The organism is Methylocystis sp. SB2 (assembly GCF_049817085.1).
Taxonomy (GTDB): Bacteria; Pseudomonadota; Alphaproteobacteria; order Rhizobiales; family Beijerinckiaceae; genus Methylocystis; species Methylocystis rosea.
In genome coordinates this window covers 3,125,281-3,149,898 of sequence record NZ_CP187401.1, presented here as the reverse complement: position 1 = coordinate 3,149,898, position 24,618 = coordinate 3,125,281, and the positions used below count along the sequence as shown (strand labels likewise).

26 protein-coding genes are annotated in these 24,618 nt (G+C 61.9%); 13 read left to right on the top strand and 13 right to left on the bottom strand.

Going from position 1 to position 24,618, the window contains the following annotated elements:
• Window positions 1-317 precede the first annotated feature (317 nt).
• The 4 genes from ACPS74_RS15340 to ACPS74_RS15325 form a co-directional block, all read right to left on the bottom strand.
• The gene (locus ACPS74_RS15340) at window positions 318-911 is read right to left on the bottom strand and encodes an outer membrane protein (protein ID WP_029649861.1); all 594 of its coding nucleotides are present in this window, start codon (window positions 909-911) and stop codon (window positions 318-320) included.
• Between the two features lie 289 nt (window positions 912-1,200).
• Complete coding sequence (locus ACPS74_RS15335; RefSeq protein WP_029649859.1) at window positions 1,201-2,256, bottom strand: extracellular catalytic domain type 2 short-chain-length polyhydroxyalkanoate depolymerase; 1,056 nt, start codon at window positions 2,254-2,256, stop codon at window positions 1,201-1,203.
• 51 nt (window positions 2,257-2,307) lie between these two features.
• Entirely contained in the window at window positions 2,308-2,838 is a 531-nt protein-coding gene (gene cobU / locus ACPS74_RS15330) for a bifunctional adenosylcobinamide kinase/adenosylcobinamide-phosphate guanylyltransferase (RefSeq protein WP_029649857.1), read from the bottom strand.
• Window positions 2,835-3,944 (bottom strand): cobalt-precorrin-5B (C(1))-methyltransferase, encoded by a 1,110-nt coding sequence (locus ACPS74_RS15325; protein WP_029649855.1) that lies wholly within the window; start codon window positions 3,942-3,944, stop codon window positions 2,835-2,837. The genes cobU and ACPS74_RS15325 overlap by 4 nt, the downstream gene beginning before the upstream one ends.
• 92 nt (window positions 3,945-4,036) lie before the next feature.
• Between ACPS74_RS15325 and ACPS74_RS15320 the strand changes: the two genes are divergently transcribed.
• The 4 genes from ACPS74_RS15320 to ACPS74_RS15305 all read left to right on the top strand — a co-directional run bounded on the left by ACPS74_RS15320 (window position 4,037) and on the right by ACPS74_RS15305 (window position 7,920).
• Window positions 4,037-4,591 (top strand): YbhB/YbcL family Raf kinase inhibitor-like protein, encoded by a 555-nt coding sequence (locus ACPS74_RS15320; RefSeq protein WP_029649853.1) that lies wholly within the window; start codon window positions 4,037-4,039, stop codon window positions 4,589-4,591.
• Complete coding sequence (gene cbiB, locus ACPS74_RS15315; protein ID WP_029649851.1) at window positions 4,588-5,550, top strand: adenosylcobinamide-phosphate synthase CbiB; 963 nt, start codon at window positions 4,588-4,590, stop codon at window positions 5,548-5,550. Before ACPS74_RS15320 ends, cbiB begins: the two co-directional genes overlap by 4 nt.
• 153 nt (window positions 5,551-5,703) lie before the next feature.
• On the top strand, window positions 5,704-7,005 hold the full coding sequence (locus ACPS74_RS15310; protein WP_029649850.1) for a polyhydroxyalkanoate depolymerase: 1,302 nt from the start codon (window positions 5,704-5,706) through the stop codon (window positions 7,003-7,005).
• 75 nt (window positions 7,006-7,080) lie between these two features.
• Window positions 7,081-7,920 (top strand): class I SAM-dependent methyltransferase, encoded by an 840-nt coding sequence (locus ACPS74_RS15305; protein WP_029649849.1) that lies wholly within the window; start codon window positions 7,081-7,083, stop codon window positions 7,918-7,920.
• 141 nt (window positions 7,921-8,061) lie between these two features.
• Here ACPS74_RS15305 and ACPS74_RS15300 read toward each other — a convergent pair whose 3' ends face one another.
• Entirely contained in the window at window positions 8,062-9,111 is a 1,050-nt protein-coding gene (locus ACPS74_RS15300) for a WcbI family polysaccharide biosynthesis putative acetyltransferase (RefSeq protein WP_036241709.1), read from the bottom strand.
• Window positions 9,112-9,273: 162 nt separating this feature from the next.
• Between ACPS74_RS15300 and ACPS74_RS15295 the strand changes: the two genes are divergently transcribed.
• The 4 genes from ACPS74_RS15295 (at window position 9,274) to ACPS74_RS15280 (ending at window position 13,007) form a co-directional block, all read left to right on the top strand.
• Complete coding sequence (locus ACPS74_RS15295) at window positions 9,274-10,338, top strand: GSCFA domain-containing protein (protein WP_029649846.1); 1,065 nt, start codon at window positions 9,274-9,276, stop codon at window positions 10,336-10,338.
• A 78-nt stretch (window positions 10,339-10,416) separates the two neighbouring features.
• A complete protein-coding gene (locus ACPS74_RS15290) occupies window positions 10,417-10,845 on the top strand; it encodes a DUF1772 domain-containing protein (protein ID WP_029649844.1) in 429 nt (142 codons plus the stop codon).
• A gap of 93 nt (window positions 10,846-10,938) precedes the next feature.
• Window positions 10,939-12,363: a dihydrolipoyl dehydrogenase gene (gene lpdA, locus ACPS74_RS15285; RefSeq protein ID WP_029649843.1), complete on the top strand. Its 1,425-nt coding sequence runs from the start codon at window positions 10,939-10,941 to the stop codon at window positions 12,361-12,363.
• Between the two features lie 77 nt (window positions 12,364-12,440).
• Window positions 12,441-13,007 (top strand): hypothetical protein, encoded by a 567-nt coding sequence (locus ACPS74_RS15280; protein ID WP_029649841.1) that lies wholly within the window; start codon window positions 12,441-12,443, stop codon window positions 13,005-13,007.
• 301 nt (window positions 13,008-13,308) lie between these two features.
• On the opposite strand, the gene ACPS74_RS15275 is transcribed toward ACPS74_RS15280, so the two are convergent.
• Together ACPS74_RS15275 and ACPS74_RS15270 are read right to left on the bottom strand one after the other, a co-directional pair.
• Complete coding sequence (locus ACPS74_RS15275) at window positions 13,309-13,452, bottom strand: hypothetical protein (protein WP_018407452.1); 144 nt, start codon at window positions 13,450-13,452, stop codon at window positions 13,309-13,311.
• A gap of 237 nt (window positions 13,453-13,689) precedes the next feature.
• Window positions 13,690-14,301: a L,D-transpeptidase gene (locus tag ACPS74_RS15270; protein ID WP_029649839.1), complete on the bottom strand. Its 612-nt coding sequence runs from the start codon at window positions 14,299-14,301 to the stop codon at window positions 13,690-13,692.
• A 278-nt stretch (window positions 14,302-14,579) separates the two neighbouring features.
• On the opposite strand from ACPS74_RS15270, the gene ACPS74_RS15265 reads away from it, so the two are divergent.
• On the top strand, window positions 14,580-15,482 hold the full coding sequence (locus ACPS74_RS15265; protein ID WP_193392183.1) for a histone deacetylase family protein: 903 nt from the start codon (window positions 14,580-14,582) through the stop codon (window positions 15,480-15,482).
• An 88-nt stretch (window positions 15,483-15,570) separates the two neighbouring features.
• On the opposite strand, the gene ykgO is transcribed toward ACPS74_RS15265, so the two are convergent.
• The 3 genes from ykgO to queC all read right to left on the bottom strand — a co-directional run bounded on the left by ykgO (window position 15,571) and on the right by queC (window position 18,962).
• A complete protein-coding gene (gene ykgO / locus ACPS74_RS15260) occupies window positions 15,571-15,696 on the bottom strand; it encodes a type B 50S ribosomal protein L36 (RefSeq protein ID WP_018407448.1) in 126 nt (41 codons plus the stop codon).
• A 108-nt stretch (window positions 15,697-15,804) separates the two neighbouring features.
• Entirely contained in the window at window positions 15,805-18,090 is a 2,286-nt protein-coding gene (locus ACPS74_RS15255; protein ID WP_029649835.1) for a TonB-dependent receptor, read from the bottom strand.
• Window positions 18,091-18,218: 128 nt separating this feature from the next.
• Window positions 18,219-18,962: a 7-cyano-7-deazaguanine synthase QueC gene (queC, locus tag ACPS74_RS15250; protein WP_029649832.1), complete on the bottom strand. Its 744-nt coding sequence runs from the start codon at window positions 18,960-18,962 to the stop codon at window positions 18,219-18,221.
• A gap of 131 nt (window positions 18,963-19,093) precedes the next feature.
• On the opposite strand from queC, the gene ACPS74_RS15245 reads away from it, so the two are divergent.
• Genes ACPS74_RS15245 through kdsA form a run of 3 tightly spaced genes read left to right on the top strand, consistent with a single transcriptional unit; the run spans window position 19,094 to window position 21,199 of the window.
• A complete protein-coding gene (locus ACPS74_RS15245) occupies window positions 19,094-19,705 on the top strand; it encodes a glutathione S-transferase family protein (protein WP_029649830.1) in 612 nt (203 codons plus the stop codon).
• Window positions 19,705-20,346 carry a uracil-DNA glycosylase family protein gene (locus tag ACPS74_RS15240; RefSeq protein ID WP_029649828.1) on the top strand — a complete coding sequence of 214 codons (642 nt, stop codon included), beginning with the start codon at window positions 19,705-19,707 and terminating at the stop codon, window positions 20,344-20,346. Before ACPS74_RS15245 ends, ACPS74_RS15240 begins: the two co-directional genes overlap by 1 nt.
• A gap of 13 nt (window positions 20,347-20,359) precedes the next feature.
• Complete coding sequence (gene kdsA, locus ACPS74_RS15235) at window positions 20,360-21,199, top strand: 3-deoxy-8-phosphooctulonate synthase (protein ID WP_051381744.1); 840 nt, start codon at window positions 20,360-20,362, stop codon at window positions 21,197-21,199.
• Here the strand turns inward: kdsA and ACPS74_RS15230 are convergent.
• Complete coding sequence (locus ACPS74_RS15230; RefSeq protein WP_029649824.1) at window positions 21,196-21,585, bottom strand: type II toxin-antitoxin system VapC family toxin; 390 nt, start codon at window positions 21,583-21,585, stop codon at window positions 21,196-21,198. The two genes, kdsA and ACPS74_RS15230, sit on opposite strands and share 4 nt — an antisense overlap.
• Complete coding sequence (locus tag ACPS74_RS15225; protein ID WP_029649820.1) at window positions 21,582-21,851, bottom strand: type II toxin-antitoxin system Phd/YefM family antitoxin; 270 nt, start codon at window positions 21,849-21,851, stop codon at window positions 21,582-21,584. Before ACPS74_RS15225 ends, ACPS74_RS15230 begins: the two co-directional genes overlap by 4 nt.
• Window positions 21,852-21,977: 126 nt before the next feature.
• On the opposite strand from ACPS74_RS15225, the gene ACPS74_RS15220 reads away from it, so the two are divergent.
• Complete coding sequence (locus tag ACPS74_RS15220; RefSeq protein WP_029649818.1) at window positions 21,978-23,060, top strand: HoxN/HupN/NixA family nickel/cobalt transporter; 1,083 nt, start codon at window positions 21,978-21,980, stop codon at window positions 23,058-23,060.
• Here the strand turns inward: ACPS74_RS15220 and ACPS74_RS15215 are convergent.
• Window positions 22,972-24,210, bottom strand: coding sequence for an adenylate/guanylate cyclase domain-containing protein (locus ACPS74_RS15215; RefSeq protein WP_425622382.1), 1,239 nt, complete (start codon window positions 24,208-24,210; stop codon window positions 22,972-22,974). The two genes, ACPS74_RS15220 and ACPS74_RS15215, sit on opposite strands and share 89 nt — an antisense overlap.
• Window positions 24,211-24,618 lie beyond the last annotated feature (408 nt).

The window sequence follows — 24,618 nt, the reverse complement described above, 5'->3', positions numbered from 1 at the left end:
TGGTCCCCACGAGTCTGGGGGCGGAGGCGGCGGTCCCCAGCCGGGCCCCGGAGGCGGCGGTCCCCAACCAGGCTCCGCTTGTGCGAAAGTCGCTGACGCAACTGAGACGACGCCGGCGAGCGCGGCCAATTCGCTACAACAAATAGCAAATGCCAGTGCTCCCGCCGTCGAGGTCAGCCGTTGGCGCCGTCGAGACGACACACCATTGTTACACATGATGTCTGCCTTCACGCTTGATAGAAAGGAACGCGCTATGGTGATGAACATCGCCAGTCGGCTCAGCGTATCCGTGGAATATCTGCGACCTTTGGGAACCCTTAGAAGGCCTTTGGCGGGCTTAGAAATGCATAAGGATCGAAGCGATAGTTGAGTCCCGCTCGCACGACGTTGAAACCCTGGTCGCCATGTCGACGTGGCCCAAAATCTTCGTTCTGGGAAAGGCGGACATAGAGGTATTCAACCTTCGCGGACCATTTCGGAGCGAAAGCCCATTCAACGCCGCCGCCGGCGGTCCAGCCTGCCCCCGCGCCGCCGCTTCCGCCATAGGCGAATCCTCCGGTCCCATAAACGAGCAATGTTGGATTAATTACAGTTGTGCCCAAGCGTCCCCGAACCGTTCCAAACCAATGCACGCCACTCATGCTTGATCCTTGGATATCGGTTTCAAGGCCGGCAACAAACAGCCGCGAAAATTGGTAATTGTAACCCAGCTGACCGCCGCCGATTACGCCGCCGGCTCCCCTATTCGGCACTCCTCCTCCGAGGTTTGCGCCAACATAGAAGCCGGTCCAAAGCGGAGGTGGCGCAATCAAGTACGGCGGCGGCGAAGATTTATTGGAAGGCAAGTCCGCCGCCTGTGCGCCCACTGAAATCGCGCTAAAGGCAATGAGCGCGCCAAGCGATCTTTTCATATCCTTACCCCTTTTTTATCCACGCCGGCCGGGGTCGAGCGAACGCAGTGACGTCCGACATTTCCGAGCCGCGCCTTGCATATGGGGCTACTTCCTCAGCCGGACTGAGGCCAATTGATTTCAATTTGTTTCGGGCAGTCGCTCGTGTGCAAATGACGCGCCCTAATTCGCAATTTGGCTATTATTCCGATAGCGAACGACGCCAAAAGCCACACCCAAATTGTCACAACAATCGCCATCTCCCGCCATGCGCAATGATGAGCACAAGCACGACATGGGGCGCTAAGCCTCACGGCTTCGTCGCGAGCCGGTCCACGATCGCGCGAATGGCGGCGATCTGCGGACCTTTCTTGGTGTGGTGCTCGGCGTTGTCGTAGCCCCACCAGTCCCAGCAAGCATTGGGGTTCAAAACGAAGTTCAACGTATAGAACGGCCAGCCCCAGCCCCAGCGACTGATGGTTTGCGGATAGACGACGATGATGTGGTTCGTATCCGCCCAGCGATTGTAGCCGGCGTGTTTGTAGAACGCGTCGCCAACTTCGGCGGCCTGCTGTTTGCAGCCATGCAGGGCGACATGCACGCGGCACGTCTCCAGCGCGCAGACATGCGGCACATAGGCGTAGCCGACATCGCTTAAACTGTGATTGTAGGGATTGCCGTCGGGCAAAAATTCCTTTTGATCGAACTCGACATATTTTCCGGCGGGCTGCGCGCTCGGCGCGTTGAGCGGCCCGTAAATCTGCTCGAGCAAGGCTTTCGCGGCGTCGAAGTCGCAGTCGACGATGAACGGAGCCTTGTTCGCGCTGCATTCCTTGTCGCCATAGTCCTCGGTCACCATCGCGTGACCCGCGCCGATATCGTTTCGATAGACGATGCGATCCGGCGGCACATAAAACGAATAATAGTCGTGCGCCGCATCCATCACGACGGGATGCACCACCTCATCCTTGCGACCGGAAAACAACCAGACGCGCGCATCGTTCAAATTGGCGACGTCGTCTATGGCCCCGGAGCGCGCGAGCGCGTCGGTGATGTTCGTAAGATGCGCCGGATCCGGGACCGGATGGGCGGCGTCCGGCTTCATGCAATTGCTGGTCGCTTGGTTCGAACTCTGCTCTGCGCAGTCGTAAGGCACGCCGGCGACGATCCCGGCGCCTTTCACAATGCCGGAATGCGCCACATGGAATTGCAACGCCATCGCCGCGCCCGATGAAAGCCCTGACACGGAAGTCTCGGACAGATTTGCGCCGTAAGCCGGGAGGCGCTCGGCGCCCGACGCGGCGTCGGCTGCAAGACAGCACGTCACGGCGACGGCGATGTGCAATCTGCGCAAAGGAATAAACATGAACTTCTCCTCTAAAATCGTGTGGCGAAGCTTTAGCGGCGGCGGAAACGATCACATGATCGACGGCCCTTTCGCAGTCAGCGGATTGCCTGCGACGACGAGGACGACCCGTCCCGCACTCCGCGAAACAGCCTGATGCAATTCGCCTGCCGCATCTCGAAAAGAACGCGCCAGCGCATTGTCGGGCACGATCGATAAGCCAACCTCGGACGAGACGGCGACGGTCGGCGCCGAGCGGGACGACAACGCATCAACAAGCGCGGCGCGATCGCGTGAAAGATCGGCGCCGCCAAGCAGCCGATTGCTCAGCCAGAGCGTGAGACAGTCGATCAGCAACGGTCCATCGACCGGCGCCTCGCGAATCGCGTCGACGAGCGTCTGCGCCGCTTCGACCGTGCGCCAGTCCTCGCCGCGTCTTGCGCGATGCGCGTCGACGCGCGCGCGCATTTCCTCATCCAGAATGTCCGCCGTCGCAATATAGGTCCAGGGCGACGGATGCGTGACGATGAGACTCTCCGCATATGCGCTTTTGCCGGAACGCGCGCCGCCGAGCACAAGGGTGAGATGCGGATTTTCGCTCATGTCTGGGCTCTTTGGAGCGGCGTGCGGGCGAGCAGAGCCCCCTCGCGGTCGAATAAGATGATCTCCAATTCGCTCTCCGCCCCATCGAGCGCGCGCGCGGCGGTTTTCCATGCATCGCGCGCGACCGGCGCCGAAAGATCGATTCCCGCACTTTGTCCGATCTGCAAAGCTTCGAGCGCGCTGTTGGCGCTCTCGATGAGCGCGGCAATCTCTTCGCCCGCGCCGACCTCGCGCGCGATGTTAGCGAGCCTCGCGAAATCGACGCTCGAGCGCCCCGAATGCAGATCGAGTCGTCCTTGCGCGAGCTTGGTCATCTTGGCGAAGCCGCCGCCGATCGTGACGCGCGCGACCGGATGGGTGCGAAGATATTTCAACAGTCCGCCGACAAAATCCCCCATTTCAATGAGGGACGTCTCCGGCAGATCATAAAGCCGCTTCACGGCCGCTTCGGAGGTCGAGCCCGTCGTGCCGGCGACATGCGTCAACCCGCTGGCGCGGGCCACATCGACGCCGCGATGGATGCTGTCGATCCAGGCGGCGCACGAAAAGGGCGTGACGATGCCGGTCGTGCCGAGAATGGAGAGTCCGCCAACGATGCCGAGCCGTCCATTCAGCGTATGCTTGGCCAATTCCTCCCCGCCAGGGACCGAAATTTCGATGTCCGCGTCCGCGCCAACGCCGATCCTCGTGCTCGCCTCGATGATCGTGTTGGTCATCATCTTACGGGGCGTGGGATTGATCGCCGGCTCGCCGGGCGCCAGCGGAAGCCCCGGGCGCGTCACGACGCCGACGCCCTCTCCCGCGAAAAACCGCACGCCCGCGCCGGGAACGCCGCGGCGCACCTTCGCGCATATCAGGGCGCCGTGGGTGACGTCCGGATCGTCGCCGGCGTCCTTGACCACGCCGGCGCGGGCGAAATCCTCGCCGCGCTCGAAGGTCGCCAGCGCGAAGGCGACGCGCTTTCCCGACGGCAACGCGATCTCGACCGGATCGGGAGGCGGCGCATCCGTCATCAGCGCCTCGAAGGCGGCGCGCGTCGCGGCGGTCGCGCAGGCGCCCGTCGTCCAGCCACGGCGCAAAGGACGCCCACTTCCCGCATCGCTCATGCGCCCTCTTTACCGCGAAGCGCGAGCGCGCGACACCGGCGCGCCGATCCGCTAAAGATGCGGCGATTTCCAGATTTGAGGAGCACGCTTACATGTTGCGCAGCGTTTCATCCTTTCTCGGTCTTATCGCGCTGGCCGCCGACTCGAGCGGCGCCCAAGCGTTCGAGCTCACAAGCTCTGACATCGCCGAAGGCAAGACGATCGACATGAAGCATGTCTATGATTCCATGAGCTGCACCGGTGAGAATATCTCGCCGGAGCTCCATTGGAGCGACCCGCCTCCTGGCACCAAGAGCTTCGCCGTCTTTGTGCATGACCCCGATGCGCCGACGGGCGGCGCCGGGTTTTGGCACTGGCTCGTCGTCGATATTCCGGCCGACGTTCGCGGCTTGAAGCGGGGCGCCGGCGACGCTTCGGGGAAAAACCTGCCGTCCGGCGCGCATCATTTGGAGACTGACTTCGGCGACAAGGCCTATGGCGGCCCCTGCCCGCCGCCCGGCAAGCCGCACCGTTACGTTTTCACCGTCTACGCGCTAAAGACCGAAAAGCTCGGCGACGCCGCGCATGGCCGCACCGCCATCGCCGGCTTCACCATCAATCAGAATGCGCTGGCCAAAGCCTCGATCACCGCGCTTTTTGGACGGTGAATTTCGGCGTTGCGCTTCTGGCGCTCGCCATCGAGGCGGGCGCCGGCTATCCGGATGCGCTTTTTCGCAGGATCGGCCATCCGGTGACATGGATGGGCGCGCTGATCGCCGCGCTCGACCGAGGGCTGAACCGTGAGGGCGACTCCTTCGCGCTGCGACGGCTGAAAGGCGCCCTCGCGCTCGCCGCGCTTCTTGTCATCGCTGTTGGAAGCGGCGCGCTGATCGAACGCGCGGCGCTCGCGCTTCCGTTCGGCTGGATTGCGCTCGCTGTCGTTGCATCCAGCCTTCTGGCGCAGCGCAGCCTGCATGCGCATGTCGCCGCGGTCGCGGAGGCGCTGACGATCTCGGTGGAAGACGGCCGGACGGCGGTGGCGAAAATCGTCGGACGCGACGTATCGGCGCTCGACGAATCCGGCGTCGCCCGCGCCGCCATCGAGAGCCTTGCCGAAAATTTCTCCGACGGCGTCGTCGCGCCGGCGCTCTGGCTCGCGGTCTTCGGCCTGCCGGGCGCGCTGGCTTATAAGATGGTCAACACCGCCGACAGCATGATCGGCCACAAGTCGGCGCGCTATCTCGCCTTCGGCTGGGCCGCGGCCCGCTGCGACGATCTGATGAATGTTCTCCCCGCGCGCGCGGCTGCGGGCCTGCTGACGGTCGGCGCCTTGGCCGTGAGCGGCGCCTCTCCGGCCAAGGCGCTGGCGGCGGCCTGGCGTGATGCGCCAAAGCACGCCTCTCCCAACGCCGGCTGGCCCGAAGCGGCGGCGGCGGGCGCTCTTGGCCTCAAGCTCGGCGGACCACGCTCCTACGGCGGGGCTGAAGCGGTGGAGGGCGCGAGTCTTGGCGACGGCAGGCGCGAGGCTAATGCGGCGGATATTCGCCGCGCTTTGTCGCTCTATGAGATTTCAACCGCCACGCTCTGGTTTTCGCTTGCAGTCTGCGCCTTGGCTGGGAGAATATGACAGAGCTGCAAATTTTCAGGTCCGTGGCGCCACAGCTCTGCTCGCCAGATTTCTAACTTTGCTTATCTTGAATATGTTATAAGTTTGATTGTGCGGTGCAGCATGAAACGCAGCGCGGCGGCTGCGACGGGGGTGGCGGGGAGAAGCGTAAAGATGGACCGTATGTCGTACCAGCTCTACGAAATGTTGCACTTGGCTTTCGCGCCGGCGCGGGCGGCGACGGACGCGATGTTGCACGCGATGAAAAATCCGCTCAATCCGCTGCATCACACGTCGTTCGGCCGCAACGTCGCCGCCTCGGCGGAACTGTTCGAGCGCATGACCCGCCGCTACGGGAAACCCTTGTTCGGCCTGGACACGACGATTGTCGATGGCGCCGAGGTCCAAATCGTCGAGGAGGTTGTCTGGAACCGGCCGTTTTGCGGCCTGCTACATTTCAAGCGGCTGTTTACTGGTCCGGCGCCCCGACAGTCGAAATTGCTGATTGTCGCGCCGATGTCCGGCCACTACGCCACGCTGCTGCGGGGCACGGTCGAGGCGTTCCTGCCGACCTACGACGTCTACATCACGGATTGGAGCGACGCGCGCACGGTGCCGCTCGTCGACGGCTCCTTCGATCTCGATGATTACATCGATTATCTCAGCGAAATCATGCGTTTCCTCGCCCTGAACGGGCCTGAAACGCCCTTGCATACGCTTGGCGTCTGTCAGGCGTCAGTGCCGCTCATCTGCGCGATCGCCGCAATGGAGGCGGACAATGATCCTGACGTTCCCGAATCCATGGTGCTGGTCGGCGGCCCCATCGACACAAGGGTGAATCCGACGGCCGTCAACAAGCTGGCGCAGCAGCGCGGCATGGATTGGTTCCGCAGCCATTGCATCCACAGCGTGCCGTTTCCGCACGCCGGCATGGGACGCCAAGTCTATCCGGGCTTTCTGCAGCTCTCCGGCTTCATGTCGATGAATTTCGAGCGCCATATCTCGGCTCATCTCGAAATGTTCAACCATCTCGTCGAGGGGGACGGCGACTCCGCCGAAAGACACCGCGATTTTTACGACGAATATCTCGCGGTGATGGATTTGACCGCAGAATTCTATCTGCAAACCGTGGATCGCATCTTCGTCCGCCACGAAGTGCCGCTCGGCCTGTTGCGCCACCGGGACAATCTCATCGACCTCAAAGCGATCAGCCGCACCGCGCTGTTTGCGGTCGAGGGTGAAAAGGACGACATTTCCGGCGTCGGCCAGACCGAAGCCGCGCTGGATCTCTGCGCCAATATTCCTGCCGCCCGGAAACGCCACTATGTTCAGAAAGGCGTCGGCCATTACGGCGTCTTCAACGGCTCGCGCTTTCGCGACGAGATCGCGCCGCGCATCCGCGCATTCGCGGCCGACATGGAGAGTGTCGACGGCTTAGGGGCGACGCGTCCTCGCCTTGCATGGAGCGCGGAATAAAGGCAAACTCCGCGCCCTCGCCGCGATTAGACTGGGCGCTTTCGCGCGCCCGACCAATCATCCAAGGAACATTCGATGGACGTGCAGGACGCAGCCTCGCGCGAAGCGCTGCAAAAAGAAATTGACGCCATTCATTGGTATCATGAGTTCGATTTCGGAAACGGGCTGCGCGCCCTCAGCGTGTCGCAGGCCGACGATCATCGCCGCATCTGGCGCTTCATCGAGAGCGAGCTCGACAAGATCGATTTCGCCGGCAAGAGCGTGCTCGAAATCGGCTGCTGGGACGGATACTGGAGCTTTTACGCCGAGCGGCGGGGCGCCAAGCGCGTTGTCGCCACCGACGACGTCAGCCAGAACTGGGCGAGCGGCGCCGGGCTGCGCCTCGCCAAGAAGCTTCTAAACTCCAATGTCGAGATCAATCAGAACGTTTCGATCTACGAAGCCTCGAAGCTTAATGAGACCTTCGACATCATCATCTGTCTCGGCGTCTACTACCACCTTGTCGACCCCTTCGCGGGATTCGCCGAAGTGCGGCATCTCATGCACGAAGGATCAATCGCGATTTTCGAAGGCGACGCGACGCTCGAATTGCGACCCGACACTTTTTACTGGGACATGTCGGACTCGGCGAAGTCCTGCTTCGTGCCGACGCAGTGGGGCCTCAACCACATGCTGAAGACAACCTATATGGATGTCGTCGCGCAGAGCTGGATGCGTCCGCCGCCGGCATTCAAGGTCAATGTCGATCCGGCGCATCTTTTCGGTTACACGGGGGCGCTGGATCCTTCAGGCTTCCCGCCCCTGAAACATCGCGAGCGCATTCTCACCGTGGTGAAGCCGTTTAGCGGCGAAAATCCGCTGCATCCCTATAAGCCGCCCTTCAATCTCGCGAAATTCGACACGCGCTGGAAATAGTACGGATATCCGTGCGTTTGGGCGGTGTCATTCCCGGCAGGCCAAAGGGCTGACCGGGAATCGAGGCCGATCCAAGCGTGCTGGTCTTGCTCTGGATTCCCGGTCGCGCGTTTTGCGCGCGTCGGGAATGACGCAAGCAGCTTACAGCGTAGGCGTGAGGCCCGCGACGAAATTCTCGCGCGCCAATCTCATCAGCAATCCGCTCGTCGCCTCGTCGGCGACCCAGGCGTCGACGCGCGGATTGCTAAGCTGCGAGGGATCGTGGCCGCTATAGATCTTGTAGCAGGACGCGATGTACTGCGGCAGCGTCAGGAAATCGCCCACCGTCGTCGATATATGGTGGTTCTGCAGCTTGAACATATAGCCGCCCTGCGCCCCATATCGCTTCGCGATCGACGGATAGATCGGGAAGATCTCGCTGCGCGCGAGATCATGAATGGCGTAATAGTTGAAATTCACTGTCCGCGGCTTCAGTCCGACCGTCTCGAACAGCTTCTTGGAGAGATCGAACAGCACAAAGCTCATCGGATGCACGGTGCTGTACATGAAAACGCCGCGGCGCGACCAGTTCATCAGCTCGGCCGAAAGATCGAGGCCATATTTGTCGCGCGTACCATCGACCAGTTCGCGCGACGCGTCGTTCCACATGTCGAAATAGCCGAGCGCGTCAAAGACGTTCTCGTTGAAGAGCGCGTTCGCCATCTCGACCGACAAGCCCTTGCGATAGGCGAAAAGCGCGATCGCCGAATGGTAGGGACCGATCGGCCCGCAAACGAAACCGTGCATGCGCGACAGATCGTGAATATAGACGAGATCGGGATGAAAGGCCGCGAAGGTGATCGCAGGAAAGATCATCGTCTTCGGCAGGCGCTTGCATAATTCTTCTGAACCGCCGCCGCGCACGTGACCATCAAGAAAGTCATGCGAGAAGACGTAGTCGTAAGTCTCCAGCGTCTTGGCGAAGAGGCCCATCGTCGAGCGGGCGCGGGCGATCATCGAAAAATGGTCGACGGTCGCGCTCGGATCGAGCACTTTCATCGCATAGGCGACGCCGAAACTCTGGCAATTGCCGATGATGGCGATCCGCGGCCCGGTGTTGCGCATGACGCGGCCGGTGATCTTCGCGAGCCGCGGCTCGACGGCGTATTGCCGCCAGGATTTTAGAATCTGTCTGTCAACCTGCGTTAACATGCGGTCTTTCATGGATTGGCGACGGCGCGGGCGTTCTCAGCGGCGCCGCCGGGTGACAAGCGGTCGGGCGCCGTTTATGTTGCGACGCCAGAGGGCGGCTCGCGAACGACGCGGGAAAAGCTCGATCCGCGACCATCGGCCGGATCAGAAAGGAGTGCGACCATGGCGGAGAACCCCTATAGCTCCCTACCCGACCATCGCTTTTGGCGCAAGGCGGTGACCTCGCTGCCGCCCTTCGCGCTCGATCCAATCATTCGCACGCCTTTTAAGATTTCGCCGCAGGACAAAGTCGCGACGGGCGGCAGCTGCTTCGCGCAGGAGATCGCGATGGGCCTGCAGGCGAGCGGATTCCATTATTATCTCGCCGAGCAGCCGCCGGCCGGCATGTCCGCGGATGAGGCGCTGCGCCGTAACTACTCAATGTATTCCTGCCGCTACGGCAATCTCTACACGACCGTGCAGCTGCTGCAGTTGATCGAACGCGCCTATGGACGCTTCACGCCGCAGCTCGATCACTGGAACAGGCCGGAGGACGGCCGCGTCGTCGATCCGTTCCGTCCGCGCATCGAACCCGACGGATACGCCACTGTTGAAGAGATGCGCGCCGATCGCGAGCGGCATCTCGCCGCGGTCCGCCACATGCTCGAGACGATGGACGTCTTCGTTTTCACATTCGGCCATACCGAGACCTGGCGCCACAAGCCCGACGGCGCGATCCTGCAGCTTGCGCCGGGCGTCGCCGGCGGCGCCTGGGACCCGAGCGTCTATGAGTTCTACAATATGACCGTCAGCGAAGTCGTGCGCGACTTCATGGCCGCCGTCGACCGCATTCGCGAGGTCAATCCCAAAGTGCGCATCGTGCTGAGCGTGTCGCCGGTCGGCATTATCGCGACCTATGAAGACCGGCACGTCATTGAGTCGAACTGCGCCGTCAAGGCGATTCTGCGCGCCGCCGCCGACGAAGTCGTCCGGGCAAGGCCGAATATCGCCTATCTCCCATCCTATGATCTCGCCACGGTTTCCCCGAACGTGCCGATGTTCTATCGGGAGGATACGAGACGCATCAATCCCTATGGCGTCGATCGCGCGATGAGGGTGTTTTTCGACCATTTCACGGATCGCCGAAAAGAGCAGGATGCGGTGAAGGCGGTGAAAATCGACGTCGCCGCTGAAGCCGAGAGCAACTCCCGCGTCGTCTGCGACGAGGAAGCAATCGAGTCAGCTTAAGAACAACGGCGGCGGATCGGCGGTCGGAGTCGATTCGCCAGCAACGCCGGGTCATGCCGACCGCCAAAGGACGCTTGAATGATTATTGGTTCGCTTGCGCTCGCGACGGCTGGCGCTTTCACCGGCGCCTCGCTTTATGTCAATTACGTCGAACAGCCGGCGCGGCTTGCGCTCACTGACGACGCGCTGATCAAGGAGTGGGAGCCCTCCGATCATCGCGGCTTCATTGTGCTCGCAAGTTTTGCCGCGCTTGCCGCCCTCTTCGGCTTCATCGCCTATCGCGAGCTCGATGACGTCAGATGGCTTTTCGGCGCGCTCATCGCGATTGCGACCTGGCCCTACACCTATCTTGCCATCGTGCCGCTCAACAATCGCATCCTGGCGCTGATCCAAGCCGACGCGGCGCATGAAGCGCGCAAGGTCATCGATCTTTGGGGTCGCCTGGAGCTGGGTCAAACCGCGCTCGGGGTCGTCGCAACGCTCATCTACGTCTGGGCCGCCGGCTGATTTCCGAGAGCGGCGTTTAGCCAAAGTTCATCTCGGATGCGTTCATCTAAGAACGGATCTTGGAAGCGGCCCCATATTTGAATTGCGGATGACATGACCTACGATCTTGTCGTGATCGGATCCGGTCCAGGCGGTTACGTATGCGCGATCCGCGCGGCGCAACTTGGATTGAAGACGGCCGTCGTCGAGAAGGATTCGACGTTCGGCGGCACATGCCTCAATGTCGGCTGCATTCCGTCGAAGGCGCTGCTCCACGCTTCACATATGTTCGAAGAAGCGGCGCATGGTCTGGCGCCGCTCGGCGTCATCGTCGATCCGCCGCGTCTCGATCTTGCGGCGATGATGAAGCACAAGGACGACACCGTCGGCGCGAACGTCAACGGCGTCGCCTTCCTGTTTCGAAAGCACAAGATCGAGTCGTTTCGCGGCGTCGGCCGCCTGAAAGGCGCCGGGCGAGTCGAGGTCACGAGCGCGGACGGCGCGGTTCAGACGCTGGAAACGAAGAACATTGTTCTCGCCACCGGCTCAGCCGTCGCACCGCTGCGCGACGCCTCCGGCGCGGAGATCGCGATCGACGAGAAGCTGATCCTTTCGTCGACCGGCGCTTTGGCCTTGGCGAAGACGCCGAAGCGGCTGGTCGTCGTCGGCGCAGGCGTCATCGGACTCGAGCTTGGATCGGTCTGGCGGCGGCTTGGCGCCGAAGTGATTGCGATCGAATATCTCGATCGCATCCTGCCCGGCTTCGATCTCGAGATCGCCGCACGCTTCCAGAAGATCCTCGAAAAACAGGGCTTCGATTTCCGCCTCGCCTCCAAGGTGACAGGCGTGCGGCGCGAGGGAACCGGCAAGGCCGAGCGCGCTGTCGTCTCCTATTCGTCGGTCGATGGCGCGTCATCCGACACGATCGAGGCCGACGCCGTGCTCATCGCGACGGGCCGCATCCCGTTCACGCAGGGCCTCGGACTCGAGGACGCCGGCGTCGCCCTGGAGCGCGGACGAATCGTCATCGACGAACATTTCGCGACTAATGTTCCGGAAGTCTACGCCATCGGCGACGTGGTGCGCGGGCCGATGCTCGCCCACAAGGCTGAGGACGAAGGCATCGCCATCGCCGAAATCCTCGCCGGACAGGCCGGGCATGTGAATTACGGCGTCATTCCCAGCGTCGTCTACACGATGCCGGAAGTCGCAGCGGTCGGCATCACCGAGGAAGAGGCCAAATCCGGAGGGATCGAGGTCGCGATCGGCAAATTCCCCTTTACCGCCAATGGCCGCGCGCGCGCGATGCGCGCGACCGACGGTTTCGTGAAGATCATCGCCGACGCGGCGACCGACCGGGTGCTGGGCGTCCATATCGTTGGCGCGGCGGCCGGCGAATTGATCGCTGAAGCTGCCGTGTTGATGGAATTTTCCGGCTCGTCGGAAGATCTCGCGCGCACCTGCCATGCCCATCCGACGCTCTCGGAGGCGATTCGCGAGGCGGCCTTCGCCGTCGCCAAACGCGCCATCCACATTTGAGCTGGCGGTCCATGTGGCCGTCGTGATTCACGCCGCGAGCTCGCGCTTCGCACCCGCCGCATGCGAGAGGAAGACGTATGGAAAATTGGAAACAGCGCCTGAAGGAGGCGTTTTGGTTCACGCTCGCCGTCCTCTTTCTGGTCGAAACCTGGCTGTGGGATCATTTCAGCGAATGGCTGCACGATCTTGGACGCGCACTTGGGCTTGAACGTTACGAGCAGCAGTTCAAGGATTTCGTCGCGACGCTTACGCCCCTAAAAACATTGGCGATATTTATCACGCCAGCGTTCGCGATTATCCCGGCCAAGCTGATTGGTTTTGAGTTAATCGCGCATGGCCATGTGTTCACGGGGCTTTTGGCGATTCTTCTCGCCAAAACGCTGGCGCTCGGCGTCATGTCGTTTCTTTTCGACATCTGCCGAGACAAGCTGATGCAGATCGACCGGTTCTGTCAGATCTATTCAATTGTCCTCGAGATTCGCGCCTGGGCGGCCAGACTGGTCGCGCCGTTCAAACAGCGCGTCTACCAGACCGCCGACGCGATGTGCGGGCGAATAGAAGCGTTCATCGGCGTTGAAGCAGGCTCGCTGACGCGCAGCATCGCGCGCATGCGCGAACTGGCGCGTCAGAAACGGTCCGCCTGATTATTCGCAGATTGCATATCCAAAGCAGAAATCGTCGCCGTTGGGCGACGGTCGGGAGAGAAAAGTCGTGGCGCTTGCGACACCAGCCGCGAACAGGAACAGCATCAAAACGTACAAAACCAAATTGCGCATGACAGGCCCAGCCTTCCGCCTCTCGCTGCAACAGTTATTAAAACTTGAAAGGCGCGGCGCTCCGAGTCTCCGCTCTTTCGAGCATCGATTTTGGGCACGCCGGCCTTTCAGAACAGAAACGCAAATGTCGCGCGTGCGTTCCACGATTTGCGCGACAGAATGAAAATTTTTACTGGCAAATCGCATAGCCGTAGCAAGGGTCCGAGGGTTTCGCTTGCGCGGACGACGCGAGGTAAGCGCCCGCGCCGGCGACTTCCAGCAAGAGAATGCTGACCACCAGGACTAAGCAGCCCATGCTTGTCGTCGGACGCATAATCAATCCCCTTCTTCGATCGCCCGCACCCTGCGAACATCCGCGACATTAAGGTCCGCTTTACCAAGGCGCCGTGCGAGAGCGCACACGGGCGAATGCCGAGGGCGGGGCGTCGAAAAACCTCGGTCTACTCGGGCGCGCGCGGAGCGACTGCCCGGTAATCGTATGGCAAAAACGACGACGCCCTCGCGCGCGGGGCGGAGGGCGTCGCAGGAAGCTTGATAAACGGGCGAAGCCTTAGAGGACGACGACCTTGGTGCCGACCTTCACGCGGTTGTAAAGATCGATCGCATCGATGTCGCGCATGCGGATGCAGCCCGAGGATACGGCCTGTCCGATCTTATCCGGCTCATTGGTGCCATGGATACGATAGAGCGTATCCTTGCCGTTCTGATAGAGGTAGAGCGCGCGCGAGCCGAGCGGATTGTCGGGACCGCCCGGCAGACCGCCGGCGTCCGCCGTCGGCTGGAGATGCGGCCAACGCTCGAGCATGTCTTTTGGCGGGATCCACCGCGGCCATTCCTGCATGCCGCCCACATAGGCCCGGCCGGTGAAGGCCATCGCGTCCTGACCGGTGGCGACGCCGTAGCGCACGGCCTTTCCGCCCGGCAAGACATAGTAAAGAAATTTCGAGCGGTTATCGACGATGATCGAACCGACGGGCTCGTTCGTCTTATAATCGACGAGGTAGCGTTCGTATTGCGAACTCACCCCAGCCTTGGGAGCAAGCGCCATGAATTCGGCGTCGCGACCATTAAGCCTCGGATCGGGAAGAGGCGTTCCGCCGTTGCAACCCGCAAGAAAAACAGCGAGAAGCGCAGACGCCGCTGTCACATATCTGAAACTCATTTCAGGCACTCCTTTCCGCCGCAAAACAGTTGTTACGATTTTCTTATCATGAACTTTGGCGCTGGGATCACGTCTTCCGAATTATTCCCTTACTGTTGCGCCGGCGCCACGCTAACCGCCGCGGCCCCGCGCTTGAGCTTTACTGTTTCTTTTTCATGGACAGGAGGCTGTGGAAGGCCGAAAATCCATGCGTTGACTGGCGTAGCGTCGCCCGCTTGGATTGCGTCGCAGCATTGAAAACCCTCCTCGTCACACATGAAAGCGGGCTCCTTCACGAGATGGGTCCCGGCCATCCTGAAGCCCCCGAACGGTTGCGGGAGATCCAGCGCGGCTTGGAGCAAGCGCGATTCGCGTCGCTGAGCCGGATGAGCGCGCCCCAAGCGCAAGCGGAATCCCTGCAACGCGTCCATCCCCAATCCTATCTTGCCGCCCTTGAGCACGCGGCGCCGCGCGAAGGCTATTCGGCGCTCGACAGCGATACGCTGATGTGTCCGCAGACGATCGAAGCGGTTTGGCGCGCCGCCGGCGGCGCCGTCGCGGCAGTGGACGAAGTCATGTCGGGACGGGCCGACAACGCCTTCGTCGCCGTCCGCCCCCCTGGGCATCACGCCGGCGTGCACAATCCGATGGGTTTTTGCTTCGTCAACAATGTCGCCGTGGCCGCGCGCCACGCCCTGGCGGCGCATGGGGCGGAACGGGTGGCGATCGTCGATTTCGACGTCCATCACGGCAATGGCACGCAAGAAATTTTCTGGGCCGACGACAAGGTGCTGTTCTGCTCGACGCATCAGGCGCCCTTTTATCCCGGCACCGGCGGGCGCAATGAAACCGGCGAACATGACAACATCGTCAATGCGCCGCTCCTCGCCGGCTCGACGGGGCACGCCTTTGGCGAAGCGCTCGCCGACCGAATCCTGCCGCGGGTGCGCGATTTCGCGCCCGACCTGATCCTGATTTCGGCGGGCTTCGACGCCCATGAGCGGGATCCGCTCGGCGGCCTGCGGCTTCGCGAGACGGATTTCGGCGATGCGACCAAACGGCTGATGGACATCGCCGACCGGCGCTGCGGCGGCCGCATCGTCTCAATGCTCGAAGGCGGCTATGACGTCGACGCTCTCAGCCGCAGCGTCAACGCGCATGTGCTGGCCCTCATGGGCGTGGCGGAGGACGGCGGCGTCTAACGCGGCGGTACGCGATTTAGTGCAAAAGGGCCGCGAGCTGACGCTCCGGCCCTTCTTCATGCGTCTGGATCAACAGGCGTGGCGGAACTCAGCCCTGGCGCGCCTTATAGCGCTTCTGCACCTTGTTGATAATGTAGACGCGGCCTTTGCGGCGCACGATCTGGTTGGCGCGATGGCGCGAACGCAGAGATTTCAAAGAGTTGCGGACTTTCATCGGTCTATCCCCGGCAATGGTGAACTGGCCGGGATAACGCCCAGCGCTTCGTTGGCCCCGCCTATGCCCTATTTCGCCCCGGCGATCAAGCCGTGACGGCCTAGAACGTCAAAACCGCGCATTGGCGAAAAACCGCAGATTTGCGCCCGGGAGCAGCACCTCGTCCTTGCGGAAGGAGACGCTGTTGCGGATGTCCTCATTGAGGAGATTGTCGCCGACGAGTCCCAGCCGCAACTCGCGGCTCAGCGGATCGCCCGGATCGAGCAGCATGCGGTAGCTGATTTCGGCCTTCAGCAGATTATAGCCCTTCGTTGGGGTTTCATTCGTTGGGTCGATGTTGCGCTGCGCGAAGGCGTGCAAAAAATTGACCCGCAGCAGCCAATTCGAATCTCGCCAGAACAATCCGCCGCCGAGCCGAACGGGCGGGATGCGGGGGACGTTGCCGCCGCCCACGAATGTCGCGCGCACCACGTCGAACTGGTGCTCCGCCCCAAAGACGCCGCCTGCCAGCGTCGCGACGTCGAGTTGGCTTTGAAACTCGCCGCCCCGGAAAAGCGCATTGCGCTGCGAATAGATCGCCTCACGCAGATCGCCCTCGCCGTCCAAGGCGCAGCTCGCAATATCGCCCTCGCAGACCGCGCCGGTGAGATTTCGGAAGATAAAGCCGTCGAAGCGCGTGAGGTAGGCTGTCGCCTCGAAGCGGAATGGACCGACTGGGCGGCGCAGGCCGATTTCGATGGTCTTCGCCCCTTCAATTCGCAGATTCGGATTGCCGATGTCGAAAGTTCCCGTCGCCTCATGGATTCCGCGCGAAAAGAGCTCGGGCGCGCGCGGCGCGCGTTCGACATATTGGGCGGTCAGACTCGCGACGACGCCTTGCGGCAGATCCTGGAGGAAACCAAAGGCTGCGCTCTTTGGCGTGAAATTTCGCACGCGGGCGATTTGCAGCGCCGGATCAGCGAGGAGTTCTGGAAATGCGCCGGAGACCAGGAGTTCGGGAAATGCGCCGGAGACGGTCGCATGTTCGATGCGTCCGGCCAGCTGCATTCTCGATGTGTCGGTCAGCCTGAATTCATTGAACCAATAGCCGGCGACGCTTCGCGTCCGATTGGGGTCGAAGAGCCCGCCCTCGCGTCCGGGCGAGGTCAGGATCTGATGCATGCCCTGCACGCCGAAGGCGCTGGTCAGAGTCGCGAAGGACAAATCGACCGGGCGAAGCTGGGTTTCGACCCGCGCCTCGAGATCCTTGTTGGTGAAGGTCTGCTGAACGCCGTCGAATCCCCCCTCATTGGCGAGTTCGTGGTGCTTGTAGTCGGTCAGACCCGCCCAGAAGCGGACCGCTTCGATATAGGCCGACTGCGGACGGAACTCGCCCTTGGACGTCACGCGCGTCTGGCGAAGTTCGATGCGCGTATTGGTCTCCGTCGGCTCAATGCCGGGGATGCGATAGCGCGAGTTGAACTGCGTCACCGCGACGCCGACGAAGCCGCCGTCGAAAAAATAGGAGCCGCCGACCGAACCGCCGGCCGAGCGCATCGATGAATTGGGCTGGCGCCCGAAGACCGGCGGCGGCGGATCCGGCGGAAAAAGATAAGGATAGCCGGGAATAAGGTAGTCGCTGCTGCGACGGCCATGGACATCCATGTGGAAGGCGACATTGCCGCGGCCGACGTCGAGCAGCGTCGCGTTCTCGAGCGCGTTGTCGACGGTCATCACCGCGCCGCGAGTCTCGACGACCGAGCAACCCTCCGTCTCGGCCGTCAGGATGAGCGCGAGACGGCAGGGCAAGGCCGTGGGAATGCGGTTATTCTCGACATTGACGACGCCGCCGATCGCTTGCGACCCCCAGCGCAGCGTCGCCGGGCCGCGCACCACCTCGACCTGGCTCGCGGCGACGGGATCGAGCGGTACGGCGTGGTCCTCGCCAAGTTCCGAGACGCCGCTGTTGCTGACGCCGTTTTCCTGGATTCGCACCCGGTAATTGTCGAGACCGCGCACGATGGGACGACTCGCCGCGCCGGGCGCGAAAGTCGATCCGGTGACGCCCGGCTTGGCGAAGAGCACGTCGCCAAGGGTCGCGCCCGGCGAGCGACGCAGCTCCTCATTGGTGACAACCGTCACCGTCGCGAACTGATCGGCGACGATGGGAAGGACGCCTTGCGGCGCCACGGCCGGTTCGCGCGGCTCGGGTCCGCTCGGGCCGGCGACGCGGTTGCGCCCGCCGGGCGCAGGGGGAGTCTGTGGCGGGGAGACGATCTTGGCGCGCTTGATCGGACTCACAGAGCCGACTTCAATCGGCGGCAAGGCCTGCTGAGCCAAGGCGCTCGCGACGCTGGTGAAAATCCCGATTATTGCGCCGCCGGCCGCTGCGCCGACCCAAACGCTCTTCCTCATAAATGCCCGCTCCGGTCATCATATGTTATAACATAACATATCCGGGCCGAGGCGAAGCCTGTCAATGCGCCGGTCACGCGGCGCGAGAGATCAGTGCATTCTGTGGCCGTTGCGCCACACGTGAGCGATCAGAAGGGCTCGGCCGACGGGCGCGTCTGTCCGGTGCGATAGTTCTCCCAGCCATGCGCGCGCAGGTTGCAGGCAGGGCATTCGCCGCAGCCATAGCCCCAGTCGAAGCGGCGGCCCCTCTCGCCGAGATAGCAGGTGTGGGTTTCTTCGACGATGAGCCGCACCAGCGCTTCGCCGCCGAGCGATTCCGCCAGTCGCCAGGTCGCCGCCTTGTCGATCCACATCAGCGGCGTATGGATGTTGATGCTGCGGTCCATGCCGAGACTGAGCGCCTGCGCCATGGCGCGGATCGTCTGGTCGCGGCAATCGGGATAGCCCGAATAATCCGTCTCGCACATGCCGCCGACGAGATCGTTGACGCCGCGGCGATAGGCGAGCGCCGCGGCAAAGGTCAGAAACAGCAGATTGCGCCCTGGAACGAATGTGTTGGGAAGCCCGTCGGCGGCGAAGGCGATCTCCGCGTTGCGCGTCAACGCCGTCTCGGAAATCGCGCCGAGCGCTTCGATCGAAATCGTGCGATCTTCGCCGAGCCGCTCGGCCCAAAGCGGCGAGAGGCGCATAAGGCCGTCGCGCAACCCGGCGCGGCGCGAAAGCTCGACGCGGTGGCGCTGGCCGTAATCGAATCCGACCGTCTCGACGCGCTCGAAGCGCGACAGCGCCCAGGCGAGGCAGGTCGTGGAATCCTGTCCCCCGGAAAACAGCACGAGGGCGGCGGCAGGTTGAGTCGGGAGATCGTTCGTCATCGCGCCTCACTTAAATCATCGCGCTCAAACTGCGAACCGCCGCTGACGAGCGGGCACGTGTGTAAAGTTTGCACGCCGCCCTCACCAATCGCAGCAAAGCCCCCCATATCGAAACCCGAACCGAGACCGACATGCTGCTCTACAATACGCCGCTGGCGCCAAATCCCCGGCGGGTTCGCATTTTCCTGGCTGAGAAAAACGTCACGATTCCCATTCGCGACGTCAACCTCATGACGCATGACCACAAGCAGGAGGCCTATGCGGCGGTCAATGCGCTGGCGGAAGTTCCGGCGCTCGTGCTCGACGATGGCGCGACGCTCACCGAATCGGTCGCCATCTGCCGCTACATTGAATCGCTCTACCCCGACCCGCCGCTCTTTGGCCGGAACGCGCGCGAACAGGCCTTTGTCGAGATGTGGCAGCGCCGGGTGGAGTTCCGCCTGTTCACGCCGGTGGCGCTCGCGTTTCGCCATAGCCATCCGGCGCTGGCGCGGCTCGAGTCTCCGCAGCTCCCGCATTTGGCCGAACATCAGCGGCCGCGCGCGCAACAGATGATGCGCTTTCTCGATGGGGAACTCGCCGCGCGGCGCTTCATCGCCTCCGACGACTTCACCATCGCCGACATCACCGCCATCGTCGCCATGGATCTCACGAAGCTCGCGCGTGTCGAGATCCCTGAAGCACTGCCAAATCTCTCCCGCTGGCGGGCGGAAGTCTCGGCGCGTCCGAGCGTCGTTCCCTGATGCGGCGCGTGTCGGGCAGACAACTCGATGAGATCGCGGCGCGCATCCGCGCCTGCCGCGTCTGCGCCGAAACGCCAGAGGGCGCGATACTGCCGCATGAGCCGCGCCCGGTGTTGCGCGTCTCACCCACCGCCCGGCTTCTCCTGGCAAGCCAGGCGCCCGGCAATCTCGTCAATCTGACCGGCGTTCCTTTCAACGATCCTTCCGGCGATCGGCTGCGCGACTGGATGGGCGTGGATCGCGAGACCTTCTATGACGTCTCGCGTATCGCCATCGTGCCCATGGGCTTTTGCTTTCCGGGATATGATTCGGCAGGCGGCGACCTGCCGCCGCGCCCTGAATGTCGTCCACGCTGGCACGATTCGCTGTTCGCGACGCTGCCGCAGATCGAGACGATCGTGGCGATCGGCAGATATGCGCAGGATTATCACTTCGCGCGTCTTGGCCATGCTTTGCCGAGGAGCGCGAGCGTTTCGGAGATCGTCGCGCGCTGGCGCGAGTTTCAGAGCGCGACGCCGCTGATCTTTCCCCTCCCCCATCCATCCTGGCGCAATATCGGCTGGCTGAAGCGCAATCCCTGGTTCGAAGCCGAAGTCCTGCCGGCGCTGCGCCTAGAAGTCGCGCGACTGATCAAAACGTGAGACAAGGCGCGCCGTGACGAGAGTACTCATTGGACATGGCGCGCGGCGCGTCGAGATCGGCGACGACCTGCCTTTGACGCTGATCGCCGGCCCCTGCGCGCTGGAGAGCCGCGATCTGGCGCTCAAACTCGCCAGTGAACTCGCCGCGATCGGCGAGCGACTGAAGATCGGCGTCGTCTTCAAGGCGTCCTTCGACAAGGCGAACCGCACCAGCGGCGGAGCGGCGCGGGGCGTCGGCCTCGACGCGGCGCTGCCGATCTTTGCTGAAGTCAGAGAGAAGACCGGCTTGCCCGTGACGACCGACGTGCATGAAGCATGGCAATGCGCGCGCGTCGCCGAGGTCGTCGACCTGCTGCAGATTCCCGCCTTCCTCTGCCGTCAGACCGACCTCATCGTCGCCGCGGCGAAAACCGGACGCCCCGTCAATATCAAGAAGGGACAGTTCCTCGCGCCCTGGGACATGGTCCACGCCGTCGAGAAGGCGCGTGAGGCCGGCGCCGGCGGCGTCCTCGTCACCGAACGCGGAACGAGCTTCGGCTATAATGCGCTGGTCGCGGACATGCGCGCCCTGCCGATCCTGAAGGAGACCACCGGCGCGCCCGTCGTCTTCGACGCGACGCATGCCGTGCAGCAGCCGGGCGGACAAGGGACATCGTCGGGCGGCGAGCGGCGCTTCGTCGCAACGCTCGCCCGCGCCGCCGTGGCGGTTGGCGTCGCGGCGCTTTTCATCGAAACGCATCCCGATCCGGGCGCTGCGATCTCGGACCCCGCGACGCAAGTCCCGCTCGGCGAGCTCGAAACAATGGTCAAGGAGCTGATGGCGTTCGACCGTCTGGCGAAGGCGATCCGCTAAGCCTTGCGCGCAGCCAACGGATGGTCGAGAAGCGCGGGATCAATCGTCACGAGACGCAACGCCTCGATTTTGCATTGCGCCAGCAACAGGCGATCGAACGGGTCGCGCGTGTGCGGCTCAGGTTCGACCGCGACGAGCGCATGCCGCGCGTTGATTGAGATGACCTCGATCCCCATCGCTTCCAGCAGTTCGGGAAGCATCTCAAGATTTATCGCGAGTTCGAGTTTGCCCAGTCGCCACTTGATGGCGATCTCCCAAAGACTCGCGACGCTGACGACAAATTCCGCATCTTCATTCTTCAGCAAAGACTGCACGCGCGATCCGAACTCGGCGACACGGTTTTCAATCAGCGCCAGCAGAATATGCGTGTCGAGCAGCAGCCTCATGCATCATCCGGCAGCGGGCGCAGCAGGAAGTCTTCCGGCAAGGGCGCGTCAAAATCCTCAGCGATGAAAGTGACGATGGACTGGAGGCCGTGTCGCTTCTTGAATTCGTCGACGGCGTCGAGCCGCAATCCGCGTCTTGGTTGATGAGGAACCAGATCGAACACCGGTTTCCCATTCCGCGTCACGACGATCGTTTCGCCCTTCTCGACCTGTCGAGCAAGTTCGGTCAGGCGATTTTTCGCGTCTTTGATCGAAACCGTCGTCATGGGTCCGATAGTGGCTACTTGTAGCCACTCAGTCAAGCGTTCGTCCTCCTCCCGCTGACCAACGTATGAACTTTCATAATTAAGCGATTACGCTAGAATGTTGCATTGCTCAGGCGGGCGGGGGTCATGGCGCTCAATCCTTTCGATGACCAAGGCGACAATTTCAAAGCCAAGGCTGCGGCGACCTATGGCTTGATTATCGCGGCGAATGTCTTCGCCTGGACTTGGGCGTGGACGGCCTTCTCCGATCGGCCGGGCCTGATGGGAGCGGCGGTTCTGGCGTTCATGTTTGGACTTCGCCACGCCTTCGACGCCGATCACATCGCCGCCATCGACAATGTCGTCCGCAAATTGATGCAGGACGGCAAGACGCCCTATTCGGTGGGATTTTTCTTCTCGCTCGGCCACTCCACCTTCGTCACCCTCGCTTCGGTCATGATGGCGGCGGCGGCCGTGGCCATGCAGGGCCAGGCGGGTGACTTTCAGGCCCTCGGCGGCGCCGTCGGCACGATGGCGTCCGCTTCGTTCCTCATTGTCATCGGCCTTGCAAATCTTCTCCTGCTCAGAGGCATCTGGTCGGCTTACAGCCGCGCCCGACTCGGCGAGCCGGTGCTCGAAGAGGACCTCGACCGTCTGCTCAACGGGCGAGGCGTGTTCACCCGGGTTTTCCGCCCGCTGTTCCGCTTCGTGTCGCGGTCATGGCACATGTATGTCGTTGGATTTCTGTTCGGATTGGGCTTTGACACGGCGACGGAGATCGGCCTGCTCGGAATTTCGGCGGCGCAGGCCGCGCAAGGCATGTCATTTTCGACGATTCTGGTGTTTCCGGCCCTGTTCACCGCCGGCATGACCTTGATGGACACCACGGATAGCCTCGTGATGACTGGAGCCTACGGCTGGGCGTTCGACGATCCGCTGAGGAAACTTTGGTACAATCTGGTGATGACCGCGATGTCGGTGATCGTCGCCATTTTCATCGGCGGCATCGAAGCGCTCGGCTTGATCGGCGATAAGCTCGGCTTCGAAGGCGGCCTTTGGCGCCTCGTTCAGGGGCTTAACGACAATCTCGCCAATTTCGGCTTTGCGATCGCCGCGATCCTGATCGCGAGCTGGCTCATCTCTATGCTCGCCTATCGAAGCCCGGGACAAATGAAGGCGTATCGCGGCGCAGTCGGGATGGACTATCCGGCGCGCCGCCAGGAGTCGTGAACTCCAAAACTCCCGGCATCTGCGTCTTTTTGCCGATCAGGAAGAACGAGCGCGTCGCCTCTTTGCCTTTTAATTCGACGGTCCCGCCGTCCAGGAATACGTAATCGTCGCTGAGACGCACCTTCACCGCTTCGGACACGTGAATCTTGTCGGGCTTGGAAGTCGATTCGAATCGGCTGGCGACATTCACGACATCGCCCCATAGATCGTAGGAAAATCGTTTTTTTCCGACGACGCCGGCCGCCACCGTGCCGGTGTGCACGCCCATGCGCATTTTGAGCGGGTAAGAGAGCCCTTCCGCGAAACTCATGATGAAACTTTGCGCGTCTAAAGCGAAGTCCGCGATGTGCTGACAGTGCAACGGGTCCCGGTTCGGAACTCCGCCGACCACCATGTAGCTGTCACCAATCGTCTTAATTTTTTCAACGCCGTGCTTTTCGACCAGTTCGTCGAATTTCTCGAAGAGGACGTTGAGCATGTTGACGGTGGCATGCGGACCAAGCTTTGCCGAAAGTTCGGTGAAACCGACAATGTCGGAGAAAAATACCGTAACTTCAGGGAAAACTTCCGCGATCGTCTCCTCTCCGCCACGCAGTCTTTCGGCGATCGCGGCGGGAAGAATATTGTGGAGCAGCTTTTCCGAACGGGAGCGTTCGATCTCGAGGTCCGACAAGGCTTTGCCCGAAAGCTTTATCTTGTCTTCGAGCTTGTCGAACGCGACGTTCAGATTTGCAGCCATCGTGTTGACGGTGGTGGCGAGTTCGCTGATCTCGTCGCTTCCGAAGACCGAGGCTTGAGCCGCCAGATTTCCCGAGCCAATCTCGCGAACGACCGACATGAGATGCGACGCTCGAACCGCGAAGCGGTTGCGCAAAAAAATCAGGGACAGAACAACCACGCCAAACAATCCGATATTCAAGTAAGAGTTGGCTTCAAACAATTGGCTGGCGAACGCCTGTTCTTGCGAAATTCGGCCTGCGTATCTCTGCCGAATCAAGTTCTGCATCTGCGCAATTCTCAGAGTCAGATCTCCATTGAGCTTGCGGTATTCATCGCTAAACAGCAGCTTTGTCGCTAAAGCGCGATCGGGCTTGCCCTTGCGGGAATAGGTTCCAGCGCCATCATCGAATTCGCCATCCACCGCATGCATTGCGGCGCGTTCGATCGCGACTACTTTTTCCAGGAAGCTTCGCGCTTCCTTAAGCTTGTTCAATTCATGCGCGGTGACATTTTGGCTTAGAAAGCGCTCTTCGATGGAAACCGCGCCGGCGCTTTTCTTTTCGGGCGGCGGAATGATTCCGCCATTCACGAGGTCCCAATAGCCAGAATCATAGTCTTTCGGTCGAGCGACTTTGCCGTCTAGTATGTCTTCGATCGTGTTGTACCACTCAACGCGTCTCGGATCGTTGCTGGAGATGTAACCTCGCGCAAAGCGAGTCTGCCACTGCGAGGAAAAAACCAAATCCTCGGCAAGCGTGGTCAAGGATTGCAATTCTCGGTGCGATGTCTCCAGATTCTTCTGAGCTTTTTCCAGAAAAACGCCCAGCGCCAAATTGCC